This window comes from Burkholderia sp. BCC0097 (genome assembly GCF_902832985.1).
GTDB classification, from domain to species: Bacteria; Pseudomonadota; Gammaproteobacteria; order Burkholderiales; family Burkholderiaceae; genus Burkholderia; species Burkholderia orbicola.
The window spans coordinates 1,017,410-1,033,647 of record NZ_CADFDM010000001.1 but is presented as its reverse complement, the minus strand read 5'-3'; the positions used below and the strand labels follow the sequence as shown (position 1 = coordinate 1,033,647).

The window sequence follows — 16,238 nt, the reverse complement described above, 5'->3', positions numbered from 1 at the left end:
TTTCGCTGCATTTTTGTGTCGTCGACGCGACAAATCCGCGGCAGGCACACCCGTGTCGCGTGCCGACCACACACCGCACCCGCACGCCGCGCTGCGCGCGCACGACGGTCGGTTAGAATCCCGTGCAATCAAACAGAAAGCTTCCCTCCGAGGGCAATCGAGCGATGAAGCAGCGCGACAAGCACAACAAAGAAACGCATCGAACCAACCACACGACCCGGCTGCTCTGGCGCATCGGCGCCGTCGCGGCGCTCGGCGGCGCCGCGGCGCTGTCGCTGCATGCGGGCGCGGCGCGCACGGTGAGCGTGTCGCCGCAAGGCACCGTCACCGAAGTCCGGCAGAGCGTCGTCAAGTTCGACGAACCGATGGTCGCGTTCGGCTCGGCGTCCGCACCGAATCCGGCGCGCGTGACCTGCAACGATTCGACGGCCGCGCGCGGCCAGGGCCACTGGCTCGACGACAAGACCTGGGTTTACGATTTCGAAAGCGACCTGCCGCCCGGCGTCCGCTGCTCGGTCGCGCTCAACGACACGCTGCGCTCGGTCGCCGGCAATGCGGCCAGCGGCCCGCGTCGCTTCACGTTCCAGACGGGCGGCCCGTTCCCCGTGTCGGTGCGCCCCGGCTCCCGCGAGATCGAGGAGCGGCAGGTCTTCGTGATGAAGCTGAACGGCCCGGCCGAGCCGCGCTCGGCGCTCGCGAACATCTGGTGCGAGGCGGCCGGCATCGGCAACCGCATTCCGGTCGCGGCGGCCGACGACGACACGCGTAACGCCCTGCTCGATCATTTCGGGCTGAAGAAAGAAGCGGCGCGCGTGCTGACGCTGTCGTGCTCGCAGGCGCTGCCGGCAAGCGCGAAGATGCAGCTCGTCTACGGCAAGGGCGTCGCGAGCCCGAGCGGCATCGCGAACGACACCGAGCGGCGCTTCGATTTCACCGTGCGCGCACCGTTCGCCGCGAGCTTCTCGTGCGAACGCGAGAACGCGAAGGCGCCCTGCACGCCGCTGCGCCCGCTCACGCTGTCGTTCAACGCACCGATCTCGCGCAAGCAGGCCGAAGCGATCAAGCTGCGCGGCCCCGACGGTTCGCTGTCGCCCACCTTCGCCGCCGACGATCACAGCGAGGAAGTGACGACCGTCACGTTCAACCCGCCGCTGCCCGCGCAGGCCGCCCTGACCGTCGAGCTGCCGTCGGGCCTGCACGACGTGACCGACCGACCACTGTCCAACGCCGACCTGTTCCCGCTCGCGACGCGCACCGCGCCGATGCCGCCGCTCGCGAAATTCGCGTCGGGCACCTTCGGGATTGTCGAGCGCTTCGCCGAACCCGGTACGCCCGCGCTGGTGCCCGTCACGCTGCGCAACGTCGAGGCCGACCTGCATATCGCCGGCCTCAATGCGGGCGGCGCGCAGTTCGCGAACCTGAAGGTCGAGAACGACACCGCGATCCGCCAATGGATGCGCACCGTCGACCGCTTCGACAACTGGTCGATGACGGCCGGCTCGATCGACGACCAGATCCCCGGGCTGCTGGAACGCAAGGGGCAACACCCCGTCTACGTGCCGCTCGAAGCCGGCGAAAAACAGCCGGCGCCGAAGAACCGCCGCATCGACGTGCGCTCGCTGTCGCTGCTCGCGGGCGAGCCCGGCGCGCAGGTGCTGACGCTGCCGAAAGCCGATCCGAAAGCGCTGCGCCCGTTCGAAGTGGTCGGCGTGCCGATCGACAAGCCCGGCTTCTACGTGCTCGAACTCGCGTCGCCCGCGCTCGGCCGCTCGCTGCTCGCGAAACCGTCGAGCATGTACGTGCGCACCACCGTGCTGGTCACGAACCTCGGCGTGCACCTGAAACAGGGCCGCGAGAACAACCTCGTGTGGGTCACGACGCTCGACAAGGGCAAGCCGGTGCCGAATGCGCAAATCCGCGTGTCCGACTGCAACGGCGACGAAATCGCGGCCGGCAAGACCGACGCGCAGGGCCTGCTGAAGATCGACGGGCCGTTCGAGCCGAAGCGCGAATGCAGCACGTCGGAACAGCGCTTTAGCGACTACTTCGTGTCGGCCCGCGTGGACGATCCGAAGACGGGCCCCGACATGGCGTTCGTCAGCTCGGGCTGGAACCGCGGGATCGAATCGTGGCGCTTCAACGTGCCGACCGACACCGACAGCGCGCCGACCGTACGCGCGCATACGGTATTCGACCGCACGCTGCTGCGCGCCGGCGAAACCGTGTCGATGAAGCATTTCATCCGCACCGAGACGCTGCAGAGTCTCGCGTTCCCGTCGCAATATCCGACGCGCGTCGCGATCCGCCATCTCGGCACGGGCCAGACCTACAAGCTGCCGCTCACGTGGGCGGCCGACCACAGCGCGGATTCGCAGTTCACGCTGCCGGCCGCCGCGAAGCTCGGCGAATACAGCGTCGAACTCGAAGGCGGCCCGGACGATGCGCCGACCGCCACTTACTACAGCGGCAGCTTCCGCGTCGAGGCGTTCCGCCTGCCGGTGCTGAAAGGCTCGATCGGCGCGCGCGACGCGCAGAAGAGCCCGCTCGTCGCCGCGAAGGAAGCGCCGCTCGCGGTGCAGATCGACTACGTGTCGGGCGGCGGCGCATCGAACCTGCCGGTGCAGGTGTCGGCGCTGATGAAATGGGCGTCGCCGCCGTTCGCGGACCGTTTCGAGGATTTCAGCTTCACGCCGTATCGCCCCGACACGAGTGACGGCAACGCCGACGAAGATTCGCAGGACGGCGACAACGCGTCGTCGGCGGCGTCGAGCAACGATCCCGACGCGACGAAGCTGATCGCGGACAAGCTGCCGCTGACGCTCGACCGCAACGGCGCGGGCTCGGTCACGCTCAAGGGCCTGCCGGACGTCGACGCACCGAAGCGCATCGCGCTGGAGGCGACGTTCGCCGACCCGAACGGCGAAGTGCAGACGATTCGCGGCGACACGATCCTGTGGCCGGCCGCGGTGGTGGCCGGCATCAAGGCCGGCCGCTGGGTGTCGGTCGGCCAGCGCGTGCCGGTGCAGGCGCTGGCGGTCGACCTGCAGGGCAAGCCGCGCGCGTCGGTGCCGATCGAGATCAAGGGCGTCGCGCGCATCACGACGTCGTCGCGCAAGCGGATGGTCGGCGGTTTCTATGCGTACGACAACAAGAGCGACACGCGCGACCTCGGCGTGCTGTGCTCGGGCAAGACCGACGACAAGGGCCGCATGGCCTGCGACGCGACGCTCGAGCAGGCCGGTAACGTGCAGTTGATCGCGGTCGCGAAGGACGGCGACGGCCGCACGTCGAATGCGTCGACGTCGGTATGGGTCACGCGCGAGGACGAACTCTGGTTCGGCGGCGACAACACCGACCGGATCGACGTGATCCCCGAGAAAACCGCGTACGAACCGGGCGAAACGGCGCGCTTCCAGGTGCGCATGCCGTTCCGCTACGCGACCGCGCTGGTTGCGGTCGAGCGCGGCGGCGTGATGGAAACGCACGTCGTCGAGCTGAACGGCAAGAACCCGACCGTCGACCTGAAGGTCGGCGAATCGTGGGGGCCGAACGTCTACGTGTCGGTGCTCGCGCTGCGCGGCCGGATTCGCGAGGTGCCGTGGTACTCGTTCTTCACGTGGGGCTGGAAGGCGCCGGTCGAATGGGCGCGCGCGTTCTGGCGCGAAGGCCGCCACTATGAAGCGCCGACCGCGTTCGTCGACCTGTCGAAGCCCGCGTTCCGCTATGGCCTCGGCGAGATCAAGGTCGGCACGGGCGTGCATCGCCTCGGCGTGACCGTGACGACCGACGCGACCCGCTACACGGTACGCAGCAAGGCGCAGGCGCACGTGAAGGTCACGCTGCCGAACGGCCAGCCGGCACCGGCCGGCACGCAGATTGCCATTGCGGCCGTCGATGAAGCGTTGCTCGAACTGATGCCGAACAACAGCTGGGACCTGCTCGACGCGATGCTGCGCCGGCGCGCGTACGGCGTCGAGACGGCCACCGCGCAGATGGAAATCATCGGCCGCCGCCACTTCGGCCGCAAGGCCGTGCCGGCCGGCGGTGGCGGCGGCAGCGCGCCGACCCGCGAGCTGTTCGACACGCTGCTGCTGTGGAACCCGCGCGTGACGCTCGATGCGAACGGCAGCGCAACCGTCGAGGTGCCGCTGAACGATGCGCTCACGCGCTTCCGGATCGTCGCGATCGCGGCGGTCGGCCCCGACCGCTTCGGCACGGGCAGCACGTCGATCCGCAGCACGCAGGATCTGCAACTGATCTCCGGCCTGCCGCCGCTCGTGCGCGAAGGCGACGCGTTCCGTGCGCAGGTCACGCTGCGCAACACGACCGATCGCGCGATGCAGGTCGTCGTGACGCCGCGCGTGACGGGCCTCGACGTCGCACCGCAAACCGTGTCGCTGGCGGCGAACGCGGCGACCGAAGTCGCGTGGACGATCACCGTGCCCGAGCAGGCGCTCGATGCGGCCGGTGCGCTGAACTGGCGCATCGAGGCGGCCGAGCAAGGCGGCAAGCGCGCGTCCGATGCGCTGGCCGTCGCGCAGAAGGTCGTGCCCGCGCTGCCGGTCACGGTGCAGCAGGCGACGCTCGCGCAGGTCGACGGCACGCTGACGGTGCCGGTGGCGGCCCCGGCCGGCGCGGTGAACAACGCGCAAGGTCTGCCACGCGGCGGCATCGCGGTATCGCTGCAGTCGAAGCTTGCCGACGGGCTGCCCGGCGTGAAGCGCTGGTTCGAGCGCTATCCGTACCGCTGCCTCGAACAGCAGACCTCGCGTGCGATCGGGCTGCGCGACCCCGCGCAATGGCAGGCGCTGATCGCCCGCATGCCCGTCTATCTCGACAGCGACGGCCTGGCGAGCTACTTCCCGCCGTCGTCCGACGATTCGCACCACGGCAGCCCGACGCTGTCGTCGTACCTACTCGTGGTGTCCGACGAAGCCAGCCGTCTCGATCCGCGCTTCGCGCTGCCGGAAGACCTGCGCACGCAGCTCGAAGCCGGGCTCGCACGCTTCGTCGACGGCCGCCTCGAGCGCAACGCGTGGGCGCCGCGCCAGGATCGCGACCTGCGCAAGCTCGCGGCGATCGAGGCGCTGTCGCGCTACGGCGCCGCGCAGGGCCGCATGCTCGGTTCGATCGAGATCGCACCGAACCAGTGGCCGACGTCGGCGGTGATCGACTATCACGCGATCCTGACGCGCGTGAAGGACATCCCGCAACGCGACGAGAAACGCGCGCAGGTCGAACAGATCCTGCGGGCGCGCCTGACGTACCAGGGCACGCAGCTCGTGTTCTCGACCGCGCGCGACGACGACCTGTGGTGGCTGATGACCAGCAACGAGACCAACGCCGCCCGTCTCGCGCTGGAATTCGCGGGCGACCCGGCGTGGAAGGACGAAATGCCGCGCGTGACGGCCGGCCTGCTCGCGCTGCAACACCAGGGCGCCTGGCAGACGACGACGTCGAACGCACTCGGCCTGCTCGCGGTCGAGCGCTTCTCGCGGACCTACGAGAGCACGCCGGTTGCCGGCGCGACGAAGGTTGCGCTCGGCGGCAACGAGCGCTCGATCTCGTGGTCGCAGGCAGCATCGGCCGCACCGGCCGAGTCGCCCGCATCGGCCACGCCGGCAACTCGCGCGGCCGCCGCGCGCAGCGTGCTGATGCCGTGGCCGCGTGCGTCGCAGGGGCCGGCCACGCTGTCGGTCACGCAGGACGGCACCGGCCGCCCGTGGGCGACCGTCGAAAGCCTCGCGGCCGTGCCGCTGCGTGCGCCGTTCGCGGCCGGCTACCGGATCACGAAGACGGTCACGCCCGTGTCGCCGGCCGTCAACGGCGTGCTGACGCGCGGCGACGTCGTACGCGTGCACCTCGACATCGATGCGCAGAGCGACATGACGTGGGTCGCCGTCAACGATCCGATCCCGGCCGGTGCGACGATCCTCGGGTCGGGCCTCGGCCGCGATTCCGAAGCCGCGACGCAGGGCGAGAAAACGCCGGACGGCGCGTGGCCGGCGTTCATCGAGCGCGACTTCGACGGCTATCGCGCGTACTACGACTATTTGCCGAAGGGCAAATTCTCGGTGGAGTACACGGTGCGGCTGAACAACGTCGGCACGTTCGGCCTGCCGCCGACGCGCGTCGAGGCACTGTATGCGCCGTCCGTGTACGGCCTGTGGCCGAACCCGCCGATGACCGTGAAGCCGGCCGACGCGGGCAAGTAATGAGCACGTGATGATCGATCTGGCTTTGCCGCGGCCGGCGCGTTTCGCCGGCCGCGTATTCGTCGCCGTCGTGCTGGCCGCGCCGCTCGCCGCGCATGCGCTGCCCGGCTACGACGACGTGCGCCGGAACTGGCGCAGCTCCGACTGGGCGCTGCTCGCGCGCGACGGCACGCCGCTGCAGCGCACGCGTGTCGACCTCGCCGAACGGCGCGGCGACTGGGTGTCGCTCGCCGACGTATCGCCCGCGTTCCGCGAGGCGATCGTCGTGTCCGAGGACAAGCGCTTCTACGAACACAGCGGCGTCGACTGGCGCGGCATCGCCGGCGCCGCGTGGGGCAACCTGTGGAACGAGCGCACGCGCGGCGCGTCGACCGTCACGATGCAACTCGCGGGCCTGCTCAGCGATTCGCCGCGCCGCTCGGGCCAGCGCTCGCTGCCGCAGAAAGCCACGCAGGCCGTGAACGCGCTGTGGCTCGAACGCAGCTGGCGCAAGGACCAGATCCTCGAGGCCTATCTGAACCTGGTGCCGTTCCGCGGCGAGACGATCGGGCTCGGCGCGCTGTCGCAGGTGCTGTTCGGCAAGGCGCCGTCGGGCCTCGACGCCCGCGAGGCCGCGATCGCCGCCGCACTCGTGCGGGCGCCCAACGCGGCCCCGGCGAAGATCGCCGAGCGCGCGTGCCGAATCCTGCGCGACATGCAGGCCGGGCAGGCGTGCGCGTCGCTCGACGGCTACGTGCAGCTCGTCGTCGCGCGCCCAGCCAATACCGTACGCGACGACGGCGCCGCCCTCGCCCCGCACTTCGCGCGGCGCATCGCGGCCGAGGTCAAGCCGGCGGCCGGCGCGCAGGTCCGCACGACGCTCGATGCGCCGCTGCAGCGTTTCGCACGCGACACGCTGATGCGCGCGCTGACCGAACTGAACGCACCCGCGCATCGGCGCAACGTGCAGGACGGCGCGGTCGTCGTGATCGACAACGCGACCGGCGAGATCCGCGCGTGGGTCGGCTCGTCGGGAGCGCTGTCGAGCGCGCGCGACGTCGATGCCGTGCTCGCGCCGCGCCAGGCCGGCTCGACGCTCAAGCCGTTCCTCTATGCGCAGGCGCTCGACGAGAAGCGGCTGACCGCCGCGTCGCTGCTCGACGATGCGCCGATCAACCTGGCCGCCGGCGGCGGCCTGTACATTCCGCAGAACTACGACAAGGATTTCAAGGGCTGGGTGAGCGTGCGCAGCGCGCTGGGCGGCTCGCTCAACGTGCCGGCCGTGCGCACGCTCGTGCTCGTCACGCCGCATCGTTTTGCGCGCACGCTGACCGCGCTCGGCCTGCCGCTCGCGCAGGAAGGCGACTACTACGGTTTCAGCCTTGCGCTCGGCAGTGCGGACGTCACGCTGCTGTCGCTGACCAATGCCTACCGCGCGCTCGCGAACGGCGGCGTCGCACGCAAGGTCGTCGACCTGCCGGCCGCTGCACCGGCGCCAGCATCCAGCGTATCCGCCGCAGCGGCGCTCGCACGGCCGGACGCGGGCACGCGCGTGTTCAGCGAAGCGGCCAGCTTCGTCGTCACCGACATCCTGTCCGACAACAATGCGCGTGTACGAACGTTCGGCTTCGACAACCCGCTCGCGACGCGCTTCTTCTCGGCGGTCAAGACCGGCACGAGCAAGGACATGCGCGACAACTGGACGATCGGCTTCACATCGCGCTATACGGTCGGCGTGTGGGTCGGCAATGCGGACGGCTCGCCGATGTGGGACGTGTCGGGCGTCACGGGCGCGTCGCCCGTGTGGTCGGCCGTCGTCGGCTACCTGCACCGCGACCTGCCGAGCCGTGCGCCGCGCGCGCCGGCCGGCGTCGAGACGCGCCGCATCGCGTTCGAGCGCGACATCGAGCCGGCCCGCAGCGAATGGTTCATCGCGGGCACGGCAATCGACACGATCCGGCTCGCGGCGCCCGTCACGCCGGGCAAGGACGGCGCGCGGGCGCCGCTGACGATCGGCGCGCCGACCGACGGCACGATCTTCGCGATCGACCCGGACATTCCGCCGAAGAACCAGCGGATCTGGTTCGAACGCTCGGCCGGGCGCGCGACGAAGTTCGCATGGCGGCTCGACGACAAGGTGATCGGGCATGCCGATCGCGTCGCCTGGCTGCCGTGGCCGGGCCGGCACCGGCTCGAACTCGTCGACGCGCGCGGCAACGTCGCGGATGCGATCGGCTTCGAGGTGCGCGGCGCGTTCGCGAAGCCGACCGCGCGCAAGCCCTGAGCCGGCGAGCCGCGCCTGACTGGCCGGGCATATTTGCTTTCGGCTGCGGCTGGGCGGAAAAATCGAGTGCAGTCACCCGATCCTTCAATCGGACCGGCCAAGCCGCAAATCGTTGTGGACGGGGTGAATTAGTTCGACAATACCGGGCACGCGCTGCATTCGGGCGCCGACGACGAACCGACACAGGCCAATTCCTGACCGACAGCGATGACACCCGAAACCGAGGGGAAACTACTCCGGCGTGGCGTACAGATCATCCCGCTCTTCTTGGGTCTGTTTGCCGCCGACAGCCTGTGGGATGCGTATCGAAACGGCGGCATCCTGGAATGCCACCAGGCTCGCATGCACCCCATGACCTGCCGGTGGATCACGCCGGACATGGGCGAACACTTCCAGCGGCTGCTCGCCAGCCATTGGCACGTGCTCGGGCTCAGCATCCTGCTGAGCCTGTTGCTCGCGTACGTCATGGCGCCGGCCCGCGCCCCGCACCCATAACGCGTCTGCCCGGCGACACCCCGCCAACCGCGGACCGAACGGGCGAGCAACACCGCGGTTCAGGACATAGAATGACAGCAGCGCCGCATCCCCGACGCGCCCGGTTGCTTCATTCTCTCGATTGCCCGCGACCATGAACATTCGCCTTACGCGCTTCACCCGCCCCGCGCTGGGCGTCTTGTGCGTTGCAACGCTCGCCGCCCTCCAGGCCTGCAACGGCGATGCCTGTTTCGGCGTCGACGTGTGCTTCAACGACAACACGCAAACCGTCTCGCTATCGGGCACGGCCGCGACGGGCGACGCGCTCGCGAGCGCGCAGGTGGCGGTCAATTGCGCGGTCGGCTCGGCAACGACGCTGACGGACGGCGGCGGCAACTACCGTGTGACGATCAACGCGGCGCTGCCGTGCGTCATCACCGTGGCGTCGGGCGGCGCGAGCCTGCATTCGCTCGCCTATGCGGGCGGCACCTTCAACGCGACACCCGAGACCGAGCTGATGCTCGTCTATCTCGCGGCGCAACTCGGGACGAACACGGCCGGGCTGATCGGCAATTTCCAGGGCAGCCTGCGCTACCAGCGGGCCATGAACAGCCCGGACACCGTGCAAGCCGCGCAATCGGCCGTGGTCACGAACCTGCAGCAGCGCTATGCGGTCACGCTCGCCGCGCCGGCGTTCCTGACCACCTCGTTCGTGGTCGGGCAACCGGGCGTCGATGGCGATCTCGTCGCGCTGGCCAAGGCTGGGGCGATCGATTCGAACGGACTGCCGGACCCGGTTGCCGTGTCGCTGTTGCAGCAGGCAGGCGCCGCGCATCCGCTGTAAGCCCACGAGGCGGGACGGGAAACGACCGTCAGGCGCCGCCTTCGCGCGCGTCGTCGGCCAGCAGCGCCCAGCGCTCGTGGTCGCGCCATTCGCCGCCGATGCGCAGATAGCGCGGCGAGAATCCCTCTTGCCTGAAACCGAGCCGCCGAACCAGCGCAAGCGACGCATGATTGCCGGGCTGGATATTCGCTTCGAGCCGGTGCAATCCGAGTTCGCCGAACGCGACGTCGATCGCCGCCCGCAACGCGTCCGTCATCAGCCCCTTGCGGCTGAACTCCGCCATTCCGTAGTACGCAAGATAAGCGCTCTGAAACACGCCGCCGACGATCTCGTTGAGATTCACCACGCCGACCACCGCGCCTGATACCCGCTCGCGCGCGATGAATCCCACGTTCGGGCCCGTCAGGCAGCGGGCGAACCATTGATCGAAGCCGGCCTGGTCGACGAACGAATCGACCCACGGCAGATGATGGCCCCGGCTCGCACGGTTGGCGGCGATCAGGTCGGCGGCGTCGGACCGGGCGACGCGCTTCAGCAGAATCCGGTTCATGAGTCGGTCGGCAGGCGGCTTACGCCGCCTCCCCGCTCCCGCACACCACCGGCGCCGCCTGCTGCCGCGACAGATACCGCAGCAGCTTGGTCACCATCCACACGACGATGAACGACAACGCGACGAAGAACACCGCCAGCGGCGTCAGCACGTGAATCGACACGAAGCCGGCGAGGCCCATCATCGCGGACGACACGAGCAGCAGCGCACAGCCGAGGATCGCGCTCGTCAGGCCGGCGATATGCGGAAACAGCGAATTGCCCTTGGCCATCAGCGTCGGATACATCGCGCCCGCGCAGAAACCCATCACGAGCACCGGCGTCGCGAGCGTCCACACGCGCAGGCCGACGGTCAGCGCCAGCACCAGCATCGCGACCGACGCGCCCGCCATCACGCGCGCGCCGATCCGCAGCCGTTGCTCGGCGCTTGGCAGCCCGCGGCCGTGAATCCGGTTCGACAGGCCGCCGAGGAAATACATGAGGCCGATGCCGAGCGCGAGATAACCGAAGAAGGTCGGCGGCTTGTGCAGCGTGGTCTGCACCATGAACGGCCCGACGATGTTGAACACCAGCAGGATGCTGTAGCACAGCCCCTGTGCGAGAAAGCAGCTCTGGAACACCGGGCTGGCCAGCACCTTGCCCGCGTTCGCCATCAGCGTGCGCGGCTCGAGATGCACCGGCTTCGGCAAGGTTTCGCGGTAGCGCCACAGCAGCGCCCACATCGCCAGCGAGTAGACCAGCAGGAACACCAGGCACGCGCGCCAGCCGAACCATTCCTGCAGGTGCGCACCGATCACCGGCGCGATGATCGGCGCCAGCCCCCACGCGATCGACATGTACGTGAACGCGTGCATCAATGCCTGGCCGGAGAACGAATCGGTGATGATCGCCTTCGCCAGCAGGTTGGTGGTCGCGATCCCGAAGCCCTGCAGGCAGCGCGCCAGCACGAACGTCTCGAGGTTCGGCGCGCCGAGCGACAGCAGGCAGCCGATCGTGTAGATCACGAGCCCGAACGCGAGCACGCGCTTGCGGCCGTATGCGTCGGCGATCGGCCCGAAGATCAGCTGGCCCAGCGCGTAGGCCGCCATGTAGCCGGATACGCTCGACTGGATCGCCTGCGGCGTGGTCGCGAACGAACGGGCCATGTCGGGCAACGCGGGCACGTAGATGTCGATCGCGAGCTGGCCGGCGGACGCGAACAGGCAGATCAGGAACAGCAGGAAGCGCGGCGAATTCGACTCGCGCGCGGGAGTGAGCGTGGCGTTCATGACGACTGGGGAAGGAGGTCGGGCAGCAGTGCCGCACGGCCAATGTTCGAGTGTCGAACATGCGTGCGATGGTGGCGAATTCCGTATTGTGCCTGTTGTTGCACCGGGCGACAGGATGCCCCTGGCACGGGCGAGGTTGAATGCCGATGGCGGCCCGTTCCGACATGCACCGATCGGGCCCGCCGGCGGCGGTTTTAATGTTGATTTAAGCCAACGGCCGCATCGTCTCGGATGGCTCACTCCGTGAGCCGCACGTCATTGTTGATTCGATCAGTCTCGTTTGATGGAGATACGAAGATGCGATTCCGTTCGTATATGGTGGCGGCGGGCGCGCTGGCGCTGGCGCCCGTGTTCGCCCTGGCCGGGCAGGCCGGCGCGGCGGCCGCCCAACCGATGTTCGTCAATGTCGACGGGCAGGCCGTGCCCGTGAAAGCCGAAACGCGCGTCGTCCAGACGGCCGTCGGCCCGATGAAGGTCAGCACGTGGAGCTGGCACAGCCCGCAGGGCGGCGCGAGCTTCGAGATGCAGACGTCGTCGTCCGACGGCCTGCCGCCCGCGGCAGCGTTGCGGCAAATGCAGGTTGCGCAGTACCGGATGCAGGTGGCGCAGGCCCAGATGGTCGCGATGCAGCAGCAGATGATGGCGCTCCAGCACATCGCGCTCGCCAACGCGTTCGCGATGCCGATGCCGCAGCCCGTCGGGTTCGCGATGGCGCCGTGGGCCATGCCGGAACCGGTCGTCGTGATCGTGCCGGCGCAACCTTCGGCGCGTTCGATGGCACCCGCTCCCGCCCCGGCGGCGCCGGCACGGCCGGCCGCGCGCGGGCCTGAAATCAAGGCCTGACTCGCACGTCCGGCGCACGAGCGACCGGCCGCAAAGCAAAACCGCCGGCATGTGCCGGCGGTTTTTCATGGGTGGCGCGATATCGCCACGACGCGGCGATCAGTACTGCGCCTGGTCCGTCGGATTCTTGAACAGCTGCTTCATCTCCGCCGACAGCGGATAGTTGAGGCTCACGCCCTTCGGCGGAATCGGCTGCATGAACCACTGGTCGTACAGCTTCTCGGCCGCACCCGAGGTCTGCATCTTCGCGATCACGCCGTCGACGACGCGCTTGAACGCCGGATCGTCCCTGCGCATCATGCACGCATAGTTTTCGTGAACGAGCGGCGTGCCCGCGACCGTGTACGCACCCGGGTTGCGGTCCTTCGCGATCTCGCCGTACAACAGCGGCTCGTCCATCACGAACGCCACCGCGCGCCCGGTCGTGACGTTCATGAACGCTTCGGCATGATCCTTCGCGCTGATGATCGTCATGTTCATCCCTTTTTCTTCGTTGAGCTTGCGCAGCAGGCGCTCGTCCGACGTACCGGCCGTCGTCGCGACCGTCTTGCCGGCCAGATCCGCGAAGTCCTTCACGCCCGAATCCTTGCGCGTGCTGAAACGGATGCCGTACAAAAAGATACTGTTCGAGAACGCGGCCTGCTTTTGCCGTTCGAGCGTATTCGTCGTCGACCCGCATTCGAAGTCGATCGTCCCGTTCTGCAATAGCGGAATGCGGTTCTGCGACGTGATCGGGATTTCCTTCACCGCGAGGTTCGGCAGGTTCAGCTCCGTCTTCAACTGGTCGATGACGCGCGACGCGATGTCCCGCGAGTAGCCGATGTTCTTCTGCTGGTTGTCCGAATACGAGAACGGCACCGACGACTCGCGAATGCCCAGCGACACGACGCCCGTGTCCTTGATCTTCTTCAGCGTACCGGTAAGGGCCTGCGCGTGCGCGGCGCCGGCCAGCGCACAGGCCAGCGCGACGGCGAGACAACGGAAACGGCGATCCATGCATGTCTCCTGATGAAACGTTGATCGAATCGCGATCCTACGCCCGACAATATTCGCGTCACATCAGGGCAAGCGTAAGCCACCTTCCCCCCGGTTCGATCCTGAAAGATGTTTTCCGTGCCGCGCAAACCGGGCCGCGCCACGCGGTTCGCCCGAGCGCGCCGCGCGCGGCCTCGGCCGTGCCGTCTGTGCCGGTCGTTCCAAACGCGCGTTCATGCTGCGACGCACCAACGGAATCGTTTGCGGCACCCCCTGTTTTTCTCGCGAAACGCACTCAAGAAGCCGCCGCGCACGCCGTTACCCAGTGCATGGCGCGTCGCAGCAACCCGCTGCAACCGTCAGACAAAAACACAAGGTCCGGCTCAGCCGGACCGGCGCCACCGCCGGCACGACGGTTATCTACGAGGATCAAGTTTCAACATGAGAGCCAAACGTTTCAATTTCGCGCTGGCGCGCCCCGCACATGCGCGCATGCTCGCCGGCATGCTGTCCGCCGCCGCCCTCCTGCCCCTCGCCGGTTGCGGCGGAGGCGGCGGCGACGGCAGCAACCCGTCTTCGTCCAACGCATCGCCCGCACCGACACCCGCCCCGACGCCGGCTCCCGCACCCGCGCCGACCACCCCGCCCGCGTCGTCCGGCGGCAATGCGTGCACGTCGCAGCAGGCCGCCGTGCAGATGGCCGCGCAGACCGCGCCGGCCGAGCCGCCGGTCGATCACCTCATCGTCAAGCTGAAGACGCTGACGGCCACGCGCGCGATGGCGGCCATCGACAGCGGCTCGCGACTCGACGCGGTGATCCAGCGCGCGATGACGCGCTGGACGGCGCCGGTGACCGGCAGCGCACGCGCGTACGCGAGCACGGTCGCGCAAACACCGGTGAACGTGCAGGTCGAGCGCACGATCTCGAACGGCGCGGCCGTGCTGTCGCTCGGCCAGCGCATGGACGCCACCGATGCCGCCGCGCTCGCGCAGGCGTTCGCGGCGGACAGCGATGTCGACTACGCGGAACCGGATCACCCGATGCAGATCCGCGACACGCCGAGCGACCCGCTCTACAACCAGCAGTGGTACCTGTCCGACCCGGCCGCCGGCATCGACCTGCCGCCCGCATGGAACGTGACCAAGGGTTCGCCGACCGTCGTCACGGCCGTGCTCGACACCGGCTACCGGCCGCACGGCGATCTCGTCGGCAATCTGATCCAGCAAGGCTACAGCTTCATCAGCAACGTCAACACCAGCAACAACGGCCTGACGCGCGGCCCGGACGCCACCGATCCGGGCGACTGGGTCACGCAGCAGGAACTCGACAACGCCAACGGCCCGTACTATCACTGCGCCAGCCAGCCGAGCAACAGCAGCTGGCACGGCACGCGCGTGATGGGCGTGATCGGCGCGACCGCCAACAACGGCACCGGCGTCGCCGGCGTCTCGTGGCTCAGCCGAATCCTGCCGGTGCGCGTGCTCGGCAAGTGCGGCGGCGTGACGAGCGACATCGCCGACGGCATGCGCTGGGCAGCCGGCATTCCCGTCAACGGCGTGCCGAACAATCCGAACCCCGCGAAGATCATCAACCTGAGCCTCGGCGGGGTCGGCGCATGCAGCACGACGTTCCAGCAGGCGATCGACGACGTGACCGCGAAGGGCGTGACCGTGGTCGTCGCGGCCGGCAACGACGGCCTGTCGACCGGGCTCGACCAGCCCGCGAACTGCCGCGGCGTGATCACCGTCGGCGCGACCGACGCGACGGGCCGCCGCGCATCGTTCAGCAACTTCGGCGCCGATGTCGCGCTAAGCGCACCGGGCGTCAACATCGTGTCGACGTCGAACACCGGCACGACGACGCCGGGCTCGGACACCTATGGCCCCGCGAACGGCACCAGCCTCGCGGCGCCACAGGTGACGGGCGTCGCCGCGCTGATGCTGTCGGTCAACGGCAACCTCACGCCCGCGCAGATCCTGCAGAAACTGCAAGGCGGCACGCGCGCGGCGAAGCTGGCCGCCGGCACGTCGTGCACCGCGCTGCCGGCAGGCTCGGGCATCCTCGATGCGGGGGCTGCCGTCGCGACCGCGAACCAGTAACCGGCACCTCGTCCGACGCGGCCGCGCGCCTGCCGACATGGCATGCGCGCGGCTGTTTCATGATGGGCTATCGAGCGCGACTGCACGCGCGCGCCGACTCGATCACGCATCTCGAAATAACGCCTGACAAAAGGGTTGACGCTTCGCACAGCGAGCCATTACCATCGCCCCCGTCTAGTTACATGGAGTGTTCTGTGAACACCGATGCGAGTTGTAGTTGGTCCCTGGCCAACTTGACTGCTGCCTGAGGAAAACGCGCAGAGCCTCGTCTTCTGCCGCATCCCGGGAAGCAGGATGCGGCGCCCTTCCGGCCTGACCACGGGCCAGATCTCCCGCCGAATTTTCGATGTTGTCGAATGCACGCGACGCGCCGTCGCGCGTGTGCGTTCGTGTTGCGCGCGGCGCCAGCCGCGTGCGCTCTCCGTTCGCGTGCCGTCCGGCCGCGCGCCTCGTTGCGCGCGCCGCTGCCGATCGCTCGCGCCGATTCTCCTCAACCGACAGGAGTGCAGATGAACTCAGACGACAGTAGTCGATTACCGCTCGCCGGTGCGACGCTGCGCATCGACACGCCGTGCGCATCCTGCGCGCCGGCGAGCGTTCCCGCCTTTACCGATCCACAGCCGATCGCGCCTGACGCGACGCGGCGGGGAGCGTTCGTGCGTCGATGACGTCACGGCCGCTCCCCGCCCGCCGCCTCATGCGCAAGG

Annotated in this window: 10 protein-coding genes; 7 read left to right on the top strand and 3 right to left on the bottom strand. The window is 68.8% G+C overall.

Going from position 1 to position 16,238, the window contains the following annotated elements; all coding sequences use genetic code 11:
- Nucleotides 1-164 precede the first annotated feature (164 nt).
- The 4 genes from HWX07_RS04535 to HWX07_RS04520 all read left to right on the top strand — a co-directional run bounded on the left by HWX07_RS04535 (nucleotide 165) and on the right by HWX07_RS04520 (nucleotide 9,796).
- The gene (locus HWX07_RS04535; RefSeq protein ID WP_175875344.1) at nucleotides 165-6,215 is read left to right on the top strand and encodes an MG2 domain-containing protein; all 6,051 of its coding nucleotides are present in this window, start codon (nucleotides 165-167) and stop codon (nucleotides 6,213-6,215) included.
- A 10-nt stretch (nucleotides 6,216-6,225) separates the two neighbouring features.
- Entirely contained in the window at nucleotides 6,226-8,478 is a 2,253-nt protein-coding gene (gene pbpC, locus HWX07_RS04530) for a penicillin-binding protein 1C (RefSeq protein WP_175875343.1), read from the top strand.
- A 207-nt stretch (nucleotides 8,479-8,685) separates the two neighbouring features.
- Nucleotides 8,686-8,973, top strand: a complete 288-nt coding sequence (locus tag HWX07_RS04525) for a hypothetical protein (RefSeq protein WP_175875342.1) — start codon at nucleotides 8,686-8,688, stop codon at nucleotides 8,971-8,973.
- 133 nt (nucleotides 8,974-9,106) lie between these two features.
- Nucleotides 9,107-9,796, top strand: a complete 690-nt coding sequence (locus HWX07_RS04520) for a hypothetical protein (RefSeq protein WP_175875341.1) — start codon at nucleotides 9,107-9,109, stop codon at nucleotides 9,794-9,796.
- A gap of 28 nt (nucleotides 9,797-9,824) precedes the next feature.
- Here the strand turns inward: HWX07_RS04520 and HWX07_RS04515 are convergent, their stop codons facing one another.
- Nucleotides 9,825-10,346 (bottom strand): GNAT family protein, encoded by a 522-nt coding sequence (locus HWX07_RS04515; RefSeq protein ID WP_175875340.1) that lies wholly within the window; start codon nucleotides 10,344-10,346, stop codon nucleotides 9,825-9,827.
- 19 nt (nucleotides 10,347-10,365) lie between these two features.
- Nucleotides 10,366-11,613 (bottom strand): multidrug effflux MFS transporter, encoded by a 1,248-nt coding sequence (locus tag HWX07_RS04510; protein ID WP_006478871.1) that lies wholly within the window; start codon nucleotides 11,611-11,613, stop codon nucleotides 10,366-10,368.
- A gap of 297 nt (nucleotides 11,614-11,910) precedes the next feature.
- Here HWX07_RS04510 and HWX07_RS04505 point away from each other — a divergent pair, with 297 nt between their 5' ends.
- Complete coding sequence (locus HWX07_RS04505; RefSeq protein ID WP_175875339.1) at nucleotides 11,911-12,456, top strand: hypothetical protein; 546 nt, start codon at nucleotides 11,911-11,913, stop codon at nucleotides 12,454-12,456.
- A 99-nt stretch (nucleotides 12,457-12,555) separates the two neighbouring features.
- On the opposite strand, the gene HWX07_RS04500 is transcribed toward HWX07_RS04505, so the two are convergent.
- Nucleotides 12,556-13,452 carry a glutamate/aspartate ABC transporter substrate-binding protein gene (locus HWX07_RS04500; RefSeq protein ID WP_175875338.1) on the bottom strand — a complete coding sequence of 299 codons (897 nt, stop codon included), beginning with the start codon at nucleotides 13,450-13,452 and terminating at the stop codon, nucleotides 12,556-12,558.
- Between the two features lie 420 nt (nucleotides 13,453-13,872).
- Between HWX07_RS04500 and HWX07_RS04495 the strand changes: the two genes are divergently transcribed.
- Both HWX07_RS04495 and HWX07_RS04490 read left to right on the top strand, forming a co-directional pair.
- Nucleotides 13,873-15,531 carry a S8 family peptidase gene (locus HWX07_RS04495; protein ID WP_175875337.1) on the top strand — a complete coding sequence of 553 codons (1,659 nt, stop codon included), beginning with the start codon at nucleotides 13,873-13,875 and terminating at the stop codon, nucleotides 15,529-15,531.
- Between the two features lie 509 nt (nucleotides 15,532-16,040).
- The gene (locus HWX07_RS04490; RefSeq protein ID WP_171984318.1) at nucleotides 16,041-16,199 is read left to right on the top strand and encodes a hypothetical protein; all 159 of its coding nucleotides are present in this window, start codon (nucleotides 16,041-16,043) and stop codon (nucleotides 16,197-16,199) included.
- Nucleotides 16,200-16,238: the final 39 nt, after the last annotated feature.

Bases quoted from the DNA above. Each gene is read 5' to 3' on its own strand.
- HWX07_RS04535 (WP_175875344.1), top strand. From the start codon at position 165: ATGAAGCAGCGCGACAAGCACAACAAAGAAACGCATCGAACCAACCAC.
- pbpC (WP_175875343.1), top strand. From the start codon at position 6,226: ATGATCGATCTGGCTTTGCCGCGGCCGGCGCGTTTCGCCGGCCGCGTA.
- HWX07_RS04525 (WP_175875342.1), top strand. From the start codon at position 8,686: ATGACACCCGAAACCGAGGGGAAACTACTCCGGCGTGGCGTACAGATC.
- HWX07_RS04520 (WP_175875341.1), top strand. From the start codon at position 9,107: ATGAACATTCGCCTTACGCGCTTCACCCGCCCCGCGCTGGGCGTCTTG.
- HWX07_RS04515 (WP_175875340.1), bottom strand. From the start codon at position 10,346: ATGAACCGGATTCTGCTGAAGCGCGTCGCCCGGTCCGACGCCGCCGAC.
- HWX07_RS04510 (WP_006478871.1), bottom strand. From the start codon at position 11,613: ATGAACGCCACGCTCACTCCCGCGCGCGAGTCGAATTCGCCGCGCTTC.
- HWX07_RS04505 (WP_175875339.1), top strand. From the start codon at position 11,911: ATGCGATTCCGTTCGTATATGGTGGCGGCGGGCGCGCTGGCGCTGGCG.
- HWX07_RS04500 (WP_175875338.1), bottom strand. From the start codon at position 13,452: ATGGATCGCCGTTTCCGTTGTCTCGCCGTCGCGCTGGCCTGTGCGCTG.
- HWX07_RS04495 (WP_175875337.1), top strand. From the start codon at position 13,873: ATGAGAGCCAAACGTTTCAATTTCGCGCTGGCGCGCCCCGCACATGCG.
- HWX07_RS04490 (WP_171984318.1), top strand. From the start codon at position 16,041: ATGAACTCAGACGACAGTAGTCGATTACCGCTCGCCGGTGCGACGCTG.